This window comes from Streptomyces tricolor, assembly GCF_002155905.1.
GTDB lineage: Bacteria > Actinomycetota > Actinomycetes > Streptomycetales > Streptomycetaceae > Streptomyces > Streptomyces tricolor.
This window is the reverse complement of record NZ_MUMF01000039.1, coordinates 17,375-28,124: the sequence shown is the minus strand read 5'-3', so window position 1 is coordinate 28,124 and position 10,750 is coordinate 17,375. Positions and strand designations below refer to the sequence as shown.

Annotated in this window: 6 protein-coding genes and 1 pseudogene; 2 read left to right on the top strand and 5 right to left on the bottom strand. The window is 73.3% G+C overall.

Annotation, left to right across the window (positions count from 1 at the left end; all coding sequences use genetic code 11):
* From CCN44_RS03390 to CCN44_RS03370, 4 genes and pseudogenes are all read right to left on the bottom strand, one after another.
* Window positions 1–332, bottom strand: a pseudogene (locus CCN44_RS03390) (TauD/TfdA family dioxygenase); the annotation flags it as partial.
* A 44-nt stretch (window positions 333–376) separates the two neighbouring features.
* Window positions 377–3,631 (bottom strand): non-ribosomal peptide synthetase, encoded by a 3,255-nt coding sequence (locus CCN44_RS03385; RefSeq protein WP_086696799.1) that lies wholly within the window; start codon window positions 3,629–3,631, stop codon window positions 377–379.
* Between the two features lie 13 nt (window positions 3,632–3,644).
* A complete protein-coding gene (locus CCN44_RS03380; RefSeq protein ID WP_086696798.1) occupies window positions 3,645–6,224 on the bottom strand; it encodes a Pls/PosA family non-ribosomal peptide synthetase in 2,580 nt (859 codons plus the stop codon).
* 499 nt (window positions 6,225–6,723) lie between these two features.
* Window positions 6,724–7,605, bottom strand: a complete 882-nt coding sequence (locus CCN44_RS03370) for a LysR family transcriptional regulator (RefSeq protein ID WP_059255305.1) — start codon at window positions 7,603–7,605, stop codon at window positions 6,724–6,726.
* 135 nt (window positions 7,606–7,740) lie between these two features.
* Here CCN44_RS03370 and CCN44_RS03365 point away from each other — a divergent pair, with 135 nt between their 5' ends.
* Together CCN44_RS03365 and CCN44_RS03360 are read left to right on the top strand one after the other, a co-directional pair.
* Complete coding sequence (locus CCN44_RS03365) at window positions 7,741–9,111, top strand: MFS transporter (RefSeq protein ID WP_086696797.1); 1,371 nt, start codon at window positions 7,741–7,743, stop codon at window positions 9,109–9,111.
* 492 nt (window positions 9,112–9,603) lie between these two features.
* Window positions 9,604–9,912 (top strand): hypothetical protein, encoded by a 309-nt coding sequence (locus CCN44_RS03360; protein WP_086696796.1) that lies wholly within the window; start codon window positions 9,604–9,606, stop codon window positions 9,910–9,912.
* A gap of 75 nt (window positions 9,913–9,987) precedes the next feature.
* Here CCN44_RS03360 and CCN44_RS03355 read toward each other — a convergent pair whose 3' ends face one another.
* The gene (locus CCN44_RS03355) at window positions 9,988–10,626 is read right to left on the bottom strand and encodes a hemerythrin domain-containing protein (RefSeq protein WP_086696795.1); all 639 of its coding nucleotides are present in this window, start codon (window positions 10,624–10,626) and stop codon (window positions 9,988–9,990) included.
* Between the last annotated feature and the right edge of the window lie 124 nt (window positions 10,627–10,750).

Below are 10,750 nucleotides of genomic sequence, written 5' to 3'. Positions count from 1 at the left end.
CTCAGCTCGTGGTGCATGCACATGGGCTGGTTGGCCGGCCAGGGCGTGGAGGAGTACAGCCCCGGTCCGTGGGCCTCCCGCGGGGCGAAGGCCTCCCGCTCCGGCAGGAGGTCACCGGCCAGCCGCGCGAAGACGGCACCGGCCTGGTCCGTCTCCCGCAGACCGAGGCCGCGGACGAGCAGCGCCCCGTGCTCGGTGACCTGCGCCCGCAACGCCTCGCGGTACTCGGCTGCCCACGCCGCGGGATCGGCCGGTGGGTCGACGCGCAGCACCGCGGGTCGGTCCGGCCGCAGCTCCACATCGAGCGGCGCCGCCAGGGATGAGGACGGCATCTCGGTCTCCTTTCGGTCGCTCATTTCCGGTGGTCGTACGGGCCTCAGGTGGAGGCCAGGGGGACGGCCGCGCCCAGCACGGCCCGGGCCGCCTCGGCCGGACGGGTGCGCAGGAAGTAGTGGCCGCCGTCGGGGAGTTCGTGCAGATCGACGTGCTCCGCCAGGAGCAGCCAGTCCCGGTGCCGGTCGGCGTGGCCCGCGGTGTGCGGGTCGTCGGCGGCGACGACCACCGAGACCGGCGCGGACAGCCGCACCGCCGGCGGGGTCTCCAGGGCCGCCGCGAAGTAGCGGTGGGCGGACACGCAGTCGTGCCGGTAGGCGGCGCCGATGTGCTCGGCGTGCCGCTCGTTCAGCTCGGCGAGTTCCGTGTAGCCGCTGTCCGCGGTCAGCCCCGCCGCGATCTCCGCGTCGCTCCGGGCCGTCAGCTCGGTGACGGCGGCCCGGCGCTCGGCGGCGGTGCCCAGCAGCTGCGCGCCGAGGAACACCCGCGTCACCCGCACGCCCCGCTCCTGGAGCAGCCGGGCGGTCTCCAGGGCCGGCGCGGCACCCGACGAGTGGCCCCACAGCATGACCCGGGGCAGGCCGCGCGCGGCGATCTCGGCGGCGACCTGTCCGGCCACCTCCGTGATCGACGCGAACGGCTCCCGGTGGGCCGCCAGGTCGTGCCCGGGCAGGTCCACCGCGAGCACCGCCAGGCCGCTGCCCGCCAGCGCCGCCGCCATCGGGCGGTAGTTGACGGCGTTGCCGCCCGCGTAGGGGAAGCACACCAGCGCGCACTCCGGCGCGCCGTCCGCCTCCGACAGGGGCTGGAGCAGCTCGGGGCGCTGCCGGGCGGTGCCGTCGAGGAGGGCGGCCAGGTCGGCGAGGACCGGATGCCGGGTGATGTCCTTCAGCGAGACCGCCCGGTCCAGCGCGATGCTGAGTTTGACGGCCGTCAGGGAGGTGCCCCCGGCGTCGAAGAAGTGGTCCGTCCGGCGGATGTGCTGCTCGGGCACGCCCAGCAGCTCGGCCCAGGCCGCCGCCAGCCTCCGCTCGGCCGGGCTGAGCGCCTCCTGCCGGGCCCCGCCCTCCGGTTCCGCGGCCGGTGCCGCCTCGGCGGCCTGCGCGGTCAGGGCCTTCCGGTCGATCTTGCCGTTGGCGGTCAGCGGCAGGCTCTCCCGCCAGTGGAAGGCGGCCGGGACCATGTAGGCGGGCAGCGCCGCCGCGAGCGCCTCGCGCAGCACCTCCGGCTCGTGGCGTGCGCCGGTGTGGAACGCGATCAGCTGCGTGTTCTCGCCCCGCTCCACGACGACCACCGCGGCGTCCCGCACCCCGTCCACCCGCAGCAGGGTGTTCTCGATCTCGCCGATCTCGATCCGGAAGCCGCGGATCTTGACCTGGCTGTCCCGGCGGCCGAGGAACTCCAGTTTGCCGCCGGGGTGCCAGCGGCCCCAGTCACCGCCCAGGTAGAGCCGCTCCCCGGGCCGGTACGGGTCCGTCCGGTACGCCTCCCGGGTCCGCTCGGGATCGTTGACGTAACCCCGGCCCACACAGACCCCGGAGAACGCGATCAGCCCCGGCGCGCCCAGCGGCACCAGCGACAGCTGCTCGTCCACGACGTACACGCGCACGTTGTTGACCGCGCGGCCCAGCAGGACGCGGTCCGGCACGCCGTCCAGGACCTCGTGGTTGGTGTCGTCGGAGGTCTCCGTCAGCCCGTAGGCGTTGAGCAGCCTGATCTCCGGCTGGAGCGCGAACCAGCGCTGGACCAGCTCCCGCTTCAGCGCCTCACCGGTCACCGACACCCACCGGAGGTCGGGCAGCGCGCGCGGATGCCGTTCCAGGTACGAGACGACGACCTCCAGGTAGGAGGGCACCAGCTGGGTCACGGTGACCCGGCCGCGCACCAGCGTGTCGAGGAACCGCTCCACGTCCACGACCACGTCCTGGCCGACCAGCAGGGTCCGTCCGCCGACCAGCAGCGCGGACACCAGCTGCCACAGCGAGATGTCGAAGCACTGCGGGGCCGTCTGCGCCACCACCGACCCCGCGCCGATCCCCAGGTCGTCGATCTTGGCGTGGAGATGGTTCAGCAGGCCCGCGTGCTCGCACATCGCCCCCTTCGGCTCGCCGGTGGAGCCGGAGGTGAAGTAGATGTAGGCCAGCTGGCCGGGGTCGACCCGCACCCCGAGGTCACCGTCGGCGTGCGGTTCCGCGTACGCCGTCTCCACCAGCAGCTTCTCGGTCTCCGGCACGGTGGCCAGCGCCTCGTCCAGGGTGGCGGTGCTGCCGGACTCGGTGAGGACCAGCCGGCACCCGGACCGCGACAACGTCGCCGCGATCCGGCCGGCCGGGAAGTGCGGCTCGATCGGCAGGTACGCCCCGCCCGCCTTGAACACCGCCAGCGTCGCCGCCAGCCAGTCGAGGTTCCGTTCGGTGACGACGGCCACCACGTCCTCCCGGCCCAGGCCCCGGGCCAGCAGCGCCCGCGCCAGCCGGTTGGCGCGCGCGTTCAGCTCCGCGTACGTCCACGTGCGCTCGCCGTGCACCGCGGCCACCGCCCGCGGACGCTCCCGGACCCGTTCCTCGAACAGCTCGTGCGCGGGCGCGTCCGGCAGCGGCCGGCGGGGCCCCGCGAGGTCCTCCAGCTGCTCGCGCACCTCGTCGGCCGACAGCAGGCTCTGCTGCGTGTGGTCGGCGTCCGGATCGGCCGCCAGCAGCCGCAGCGCCCGCAGGTGGTAGCCGCCGATCCGGGCCGCGCCCTCGGCGTCCAGCACGTCCGTGCGGTGCCGCAGACGCAGCAACAGCCGCCCGCCCCGCTCGCACCAGCGCACATGCAGGACACCGTGCTCGGCGTGGGGCTCCTCGGCGCCCACCGGGCCGAACACCACCTCGTACGGCGGCTCGGTCACGCCCAGCTCCCGCGCCAGCTCCGGCACCGGGAACTCCCGGTGGGCCAGCACGGCCGCCTCGGCGCGCTCGGCGGCCGACACCAGCGCCCGCCAGGAGCCCGCGGGCACGGCCAGGCGGCACGGCAGGGGTTCGCCGCGCAGCCCGGCGGTGTACCCCGTCACCACGTCCCGCTCCCCGGACAGCGCGGCCAGCACCTTGGCGTGCGCCGCCAGCAGCAGCGCGCTGACCGGCAGCCCCGACCGGCGCACCAGCCGGCGCACCGCGGCCGTCACCTCGTCCGGGACCGCCGTCTCCTGCTCGGCCGTTCCGGGCACCGGCTTCCCGGCCCACCGGGGCACGGCGGTGCTGCCGCCGGCGGTCAGCACCCGGCTCCAGAACTCCCGGTCCGTCTCCACGCGCGTGTCCATCGAATGGCCTTCCTCACCTCGTGGCGGACGCAGGGGCGTCGGTGGTGACCACGGCCCGGCCCGGGCCGCCGGCCTCGGGCATGTCCACGGCCGGATTGCCGCCCCACTGCGCGTTCGGGGGGACTTCCTCGCCTTTCATGAGGAAGGAATCGGCGGCCAGCACCGAGCCGTCGCCCATGGTCACGCCGTAGTGCACATGGGCGCCGACGCCCAGCGTGCAGCCGGCGCCGAGCGTGGTGCCGTCGGACTTGAACGTGCCGTCCTCCTGCGAGTGGCACTGGATCTTGCTCCCGGCGTTGAGGGTGCACTCGTCGCCGATGGCGGTGAGCGTCCGCTCGGTCGCCACACAGCCGTCGTCGAAGACCCTCCTGCCGATACGCACGCCGAGCATGCGCCAGACGAGGGGCTTGAAGGGGGTGCCGTTGTACACGTTGAGGTAGTTGATCGGCACCTTCCACAGCCGCTCGTGCAGCCAGAAGTTCCGGTCGTAGATGGAGCACAACTGCGGGCGCAGACGGCCGAACCTCAGCAGGCAGCGCTCCACCAGGACGTAGTAGGCGGTGGAAAAGGCGAGCAGCAGCGCCAGGAACGTGCCGACCACCACATGCCCGAGCGCCCCGTACAGATCCACGGAGACCAGGGCGAACAGCGTGAGCGCGAACATGTGCACCCAGCGCAGGAAGAGCATCAGGGCCATCGTGCGCAGGTTGTACCGGTTCTTCGCGGCGAGATGGCCGCGCAGCTCGTCGCCCTTGCGGAGGTGGTCGAACCGGGCGTCCCGCTCCACCGAGCGCGGTATCTCGAAACACGGCGAGCCGAGCAGCCCCACACCCGTGCGGACCTCGCCGTCCAGCGGCACCATCACCTTCGTCGCGAGCAGGCAGTTCTCACCCGTCCTGCCCCCCACCGGGTAAGCGATGTTGTTGCCCAGGAAGTTGCGCGGCCCGATCGACACCCGGGACAGCCGGAAAGACGTACTGGAATACTCGGCATTGACCAGGGAGAGCCCGTCGGCCACCATCGTGCCGGTGCCGACGGAGACCAGGAATGGCGTCTCGTGCTGGACCTCGGTGCCGAAGTTGGAACCGGTCTGCTCGACCCGTGACAAGTCGTAGCCGAGGCCGCGGAGATAATGCACGATGTACGAACTGTCGCCGAACAGCCATGCGAAGAACTTGAGGTTCGTCATGCGGGCCGACAGCCGGTGCACCGTGTAGTGGAATCCGTAGAGCGGATACACGCGGTCCGGCTTGACGAGCAGACCCAGCAGCCGCGGAACGACGTACAACGCGACGGCGCCCAGGGCGAGAAAGACGGAGAAGAAGGCGAGCGAGACGCCCAGCGCGTCGGGGATGAGTTCCGGCCGGGTCAGCACGGCCGTCTGCGGGTCGAGTCGCTTGCCGATCGCCGGAATCCCCGTGAACACCATGTACACCCCGCCGATGGCGATCGGAATGTACACGAAGAACAGCTGGACCAGCGTGGCCAGACCGAACCAGGCCCGGCGCCCGGTGCCGCACCGGGCCGGCTCGACCCGGACGTAGTCGACGTCCGCGGGCTCCGCCGGGGAACCGTGCCAGCGTTCGCCGTCCGGTATCGCCTGCCCGCGGTGCAGCGCCGAGGAATGGCCCAGCTGCGCGCCGTCGCCGAGCGTGGTGTCGATGTCCAGGACGGTCTTCTCGCCGACGAACACGTCCCGGCCGAGGGTGACCCGGCCCGTCTGGATACGGCCCGCGTACGCCCGGTAGCCCAGGAAGTACGTGTCCTTGCGGACGACGGTCCCCGCGCCGATCGTCAGCAGGTCGGTGCAGACCGGGACGGAGCGGGAGAAAATCGTGACACCTTTTCCGATCCGCGCGCCCAGGGCCCGAAGATACAGCACATACAACGGAGTTCCGGCGAGGAAAATCATCGGATTCGCGTGCAGCAGCACCTTGACGAGCCAGAAGCGGAGATAAGTCAGCCCCCAGACCGGAAACTCGACCGGTTTCCAGCGGCCGATGAGCACCCATTTCACCAGGACCGGAAAAGTGCACAGGACGATGAATCCGATCCCGCCGAACAGCAGCGACCGGAGATAGATGTTCCCCGGCTCCGCGCCGGCGGAGATCCACTCGTACCCTCGCGCGGTGACGAGCCCGGAGGCGAGCGAGTAGCCCACGAAGAACAGCAGCTGGAACACCCCGCACAGCACGTGGTTCCACCGGCCGGTGGACTGCGGCGGGGCCGGGGGCGCCGTGGGTGCCGGCTGCTCCGACGGGGCGCCGGCCGGACCGGCGGACGGGGGAGCGGCCTCCAGGAGAGCCGCCGTCAGGCCGCGGATCGTGGGATGCCGGTAGATGTCCCGCATCGACGGCGAGGGCAGGTCCGGGTTTTTCCTGACCCGCGCGCAGAACTGCGCCATGACGAGGGAATTGGCACCGAGATCGGTGAAGAAATGACTGTCGACCGGGACTTCGGCGGTGCCCGTCAGCTCGGCCAATGTCTGCGCGAGCTTTCTTTCGGTGTCCACCCTGAGCGGCCCTGTTTCACTCAGGGTGACGGCAGGTTCGTCCGGCCCCGATATAGGGACCTCGGAGGACTGCTCCACCATTCGATCTCCTGAGGACGTACGGATCGCCACTGCCGGACTGGATTCCCTGTGAAAGGAACCCTCGCTTTTCAGTCTGGCCAGGTGGGCAGCAGGCTGCCACTTCGCACCGATCCGCACGCTCACGCAGCGTGCCCGAATGCTCCGTATCCCTTGATTCCGCGCGGCCCTGCGCTCTGCGACACCTCACCCGAACGGCGGCTTCGCCCCCCGGACCCGGCTCCCCGGAAGCGGCGCATGGGGCTGCCGGAACGCGCATACCGATCCCGGCCGGCGTGCCGGGAGTGGGGGAGAGCGACAGGGCGGCCGGTCCGCGCCGTGGGGACGGGAGGGGGGATCGTACGGGTCCTGCTCACCGCAAGGCGCGGCTGCCGGACCGGCGGGCCCTTGCGGGCACCGTGCGGGTGGCGACGGACGATCGGGCCGTCGCGGACATCGCGCGCGAGGCGGTGGCCGCCACCGGCCGGGCACGCACCCGCCCGGCGTGACGAGCCGGCCGCGCTCACGGGCGGGCTGCGGCGTACAGGATGTCGCGTAGGCCGGGCAGCGTCTCCCGGTCCTCCCGCCAGACGAGGCGCAGGCTGAGGTCGGGCAGGGCGAGGTCGAGCCGAACGAGGGTGCCGGCGCGGAGGCTGTCGGCGACCGCGAAGCGGGGCAGCAGGGAGATGCCGAGGCCGTGCTCGGCCCAGGCCCGCATCACCGGGACCCCGCCGGCCCGTATCCGTACAGGGCCGGCCCCCAGGATCCGTTCTCCGGCCATCCAGAACGAGCATTCCGGGACGTTGACCAGAAGCCGCTCATGGTCGAGGTCGGCGGGGACCAGCGCGGTCCGGCCGGCCAGCGGGTGCGTCGGGGCGGCGACCAGGGCCAGCGGCACCGGGTCGAGGTCGACGAAGCCCAGCGGTTCGGGCGGGGCGGGGAAACCGAGCCCGCCGAGGTCCTCTCCGGCGTCCAGGAGCAGCGCGGCGTCGAGCCGTCCCGCGACGACATCGGTGAGAAGCCCCTGGCGGGCGCGGTCGGAATGGACGTCGACGTCGATGTCCGGCCGTCGTTCGGCCAGCCGGGTGAGGACGAGGGGAACGTGGGAGCCGGCGAGGGTCTCCAGCGCGCCGAGCCGGAGCCTGCGGCGCTGGTCGCGGACGTCGAGGGCGGCCTGCTCAGCGATGTCGAGCAGCGTGCGCGCCCAGCCGCGCAGGCGCTCTCCGGCGGGCGTCAGCTCCATGCCCTTGGGGCCGCGTACGAACAGGGGCACGGCAAGGGCGTCTTCGAGGGCCCGGATCTGCTGCGAGACCGACGAAGGCGCACGATCGAGCGCGGCGGCGGCGTCGGTCACGGTCCGGTGCCGGACGACCGCTTCGAACGTCCTGAGCTGACGGAGTTCCACGTGACGAGCGAACACGGCCGGGCGTTCGGACATTCCGAACGGAGCGTCCGCCCGCGCCGGTGGAGCGCCCGCGGCAGGACGGCGACAGTGGGCCGCGTCGTCCTTCCCGCAGCTCACCAGGAGGCTGTCTCATCCATGACTGTCGTGAACTCGGCCCCGTCCGCGGATCCCGCCCCGTCGCGGGGGCGGCGGGCCGGCGCGTTGACGGGTATCTCGCTGGGCTACTTCATGGTGTTGCTCGACACCACCGTGCTGTCGGTCGCCGAACCGGATCTGGCGTCGTCGCTCGGCACGTCGACGGCCGGACTGCAGTGGGCGGTCACCGGCTACACCGTGGTGTTCGCGGCCCTGCTGCTGTCGGCGGGCGCGGCAGCCGACCGGTTCGGCGCCGAGCGGCTCTTCCGGTGCGGTGTCACGGTGTTCGCGCTCGCCTCCCTGCTCTCGGCCGCCGCCCCCGGCCTAGGGGTCCTGCTGCTTCTGCGGGCGGTGTCGGGGGCGGCAGCGGCGGCCTGCGTGCCCGCCTCCATGGCCATGATCGCCCGCCTGTACCCGGAGCCCGCGGCCCGGGCGCGGGCGATCGCGGTGTGGGCCGCGATCAGCGGTGCGGCCGTCGCGGCCGGTCCCCTCGCCGGCGGAGCGCTGGTCGGGGCAGCGGGATGGCGAGCGGTGTTCCTGGTCAACGTGCCCCTCGCACTGGCCGTGCTGGCACTGACCCGGGGCCGCTCGGTGAGCTGCCCACGCAGCGGGCGTCGCATCGACTGGCCGGCCCAGCTGGCGGCCGTGGCGGTCCTGGCGCTGCTCACGGACGCCCTGATCGCCGCCGGCGCGCGATCCTGGATCCACGCCGCGTGGTCGTCGGCCGGACTCCTGATCGCGGTGCCGGCGCTGTACGCACGCGAACGCCGAAGCCAGGCACCGGTCATCGACCGGGCACTGCTGCGGTCGGCCCGGGTACGTTCCGGCCTGCTGGCCGCCGCGGCCGCCAACTTCGCCCTGGCCGGCGCCCTGTTCGTGCTGCCGCTGCTGCTGCAGCGCGAGCGGCACCTGAGCGCCCTGCAAACCGGGCTGGCGTTCCTGCCGCTGACCGTCCCCTTCGCCGTCAATCCACCGCTGACCGGCAAGATCGTGGCCAGGACGGGCCCCCGGCCCCCGATCCTGGCCGGGCTGGCACTCCTGGTCGTCGGAGGCACACTCCTCGCCTGCACGGTCTTCGCCGACGGCGCCTCTCGCCGGCTCGCGCCGGGCCTGCTGCTCACCGGCCTCGGCATCTCCTGCGTCCTGCCCGCCCTGGCCGCCGCCGTCATCAGCGCCGCGCCGCCCGGCACGGCCGGGGCGGCCGGTGGCCTGCTCAACGCCGTACGCCAGGTCGGCGCGACCCTGGGCGTCGCCCTCATGGGCGCCGCCGCAGCCGCCGGCACCGGATGGTCCCTGCTGCTGTCGGCCGGCGTCTGCGCCCTCGCCGGGACGGCCTTCGCACGGACCCATCCGGCTGCCGCACCCCGGTGACGACCCCCGTCCGACGCGGACCGGGCCGACCGCCGGTGGGTGCCCGCGCCGGCGATCCGGAACGAGATCGGTGGGCAGGACGTGCCGGAACCGCCGGTAGCCGAACGAGGCGGGACCTCGCCGCACCCGGGCGGACGGCCACGCTGCTACGGCTCCGCCCCGGCGCCGTCGTCGTGTCCGCCCGCACGGGCGAAGGCGCCCTCGTCGACTCGCTGCGGCGACAGCCGGTCCCGTGGACCACGCGACTGGGTACGGGGACGGCCCTGGTCTGCGCCCACCGCTCCGGCGGGCACCCGCCCCGACGCGCGCGCGGCCGGACCGACCCCCGGCCGGTGGAGTGGGCGCGCGCGTGTGTGAGGGGCGGCTTCCGCGGAACCCGGCAGGCGCGGGCCGCCGATCCGGCCGCGGCCCGACCAGTCCGGACGTACCGCCCGAGCGGAGGACGGGTGCCGAGGTGACCGAGAACAGTCGTCGCGCCCCATGGGGCAGCGTATGAAACGCGGCAAGCGGTACGGCGTTGCCGCCTCCGGGCAGTGGTCCGACGAGGAGGACGGCCGTCGCAGGCTGCCCGCGGGCGAGGTGCACGCCTGGGAGCCGGGCCGGAACGAGACCGTGTGCGGGTTGTCGCTCAGCCGCTCGCAACTCGTGCGCTTCCCGCACGTCAGCTGGCCCGACACCTTCCCGGAATCCGGCGGCGCGGCCGACCGTGTGCAGCGGGTGTGCCGACGCTGCGCCTCCGTGGCCGGACGCCGCGGCAGCGACGCCCGCCCACGCTGGCAGCGCGTCCGCCCCCGCCCGTGAGCACCGCGTCCGCGGCCCCGTCGTACACCGCGGTCTCCGCCCCGGGACGCTGCGCCGCGACGGTCGCGGGCGCCTTCAGCGGGCATCCCGGCCAGGCCGGGCGTCACCTTCCCGCTCCCGAACGGCGGAGCCGCCGATGCCCAGGGCGTCACGCACGCGGTCGTAGACGCTCAGCGGCACACCCAGCAGCGCGTTCCCGGGAGGCCGCCGGGGGACGACGGGGTGCGGATGGGTCGGAGCGGTCTGGCGCACCGCCGCCCAGGCGGTGCCGAGTGTGCGCAGCCGCGCGGTTTTCATCACGTCCTGCAACCGGGGGAGGAGGAGGTCTTCCTCGTCCCGGATGTCCTGCCGTATCAGCGCGAAGGCCCGCTGCACCTTCGCCTCCCGCTCGGGGGCACCGGCAGGAAGGCGCTCGATGTCCGCGACGAGATCGTTGATCTGCTGATGTTCTTCCTCGACCCGGGCCGTCAGCTCCTCGCCGTCGGGGACCGAGGCGCGTACGGCGGGCCACAGCACCGTCTCTTCCGCGAAAGCATGGCTGAAGACCAGCTGGACGACCTGCTTCAGCACCCGTTCCCGCTCGTGCGCGTCGTCGAGGGACCGGTACCGGTCCATCAGCCGGTCCATCTCCTGGTGCTCACGGCGCTGCCGCACCAGGATGCTGCTGCCTCCACCGAGCTGCTCGACGGTCTGTTCCCTGATGGTCTTCGACATGGTCGCTCCCGTGCGCGCGCCGGAGCCGGGCCGCGACGCCTGCCGACGCCACCCGGAGATTCCCGACCACCCGAGTACCCGGAGCGCCTGCGGGCGACGAGCCGCGACCGCGGAAATTCCACGG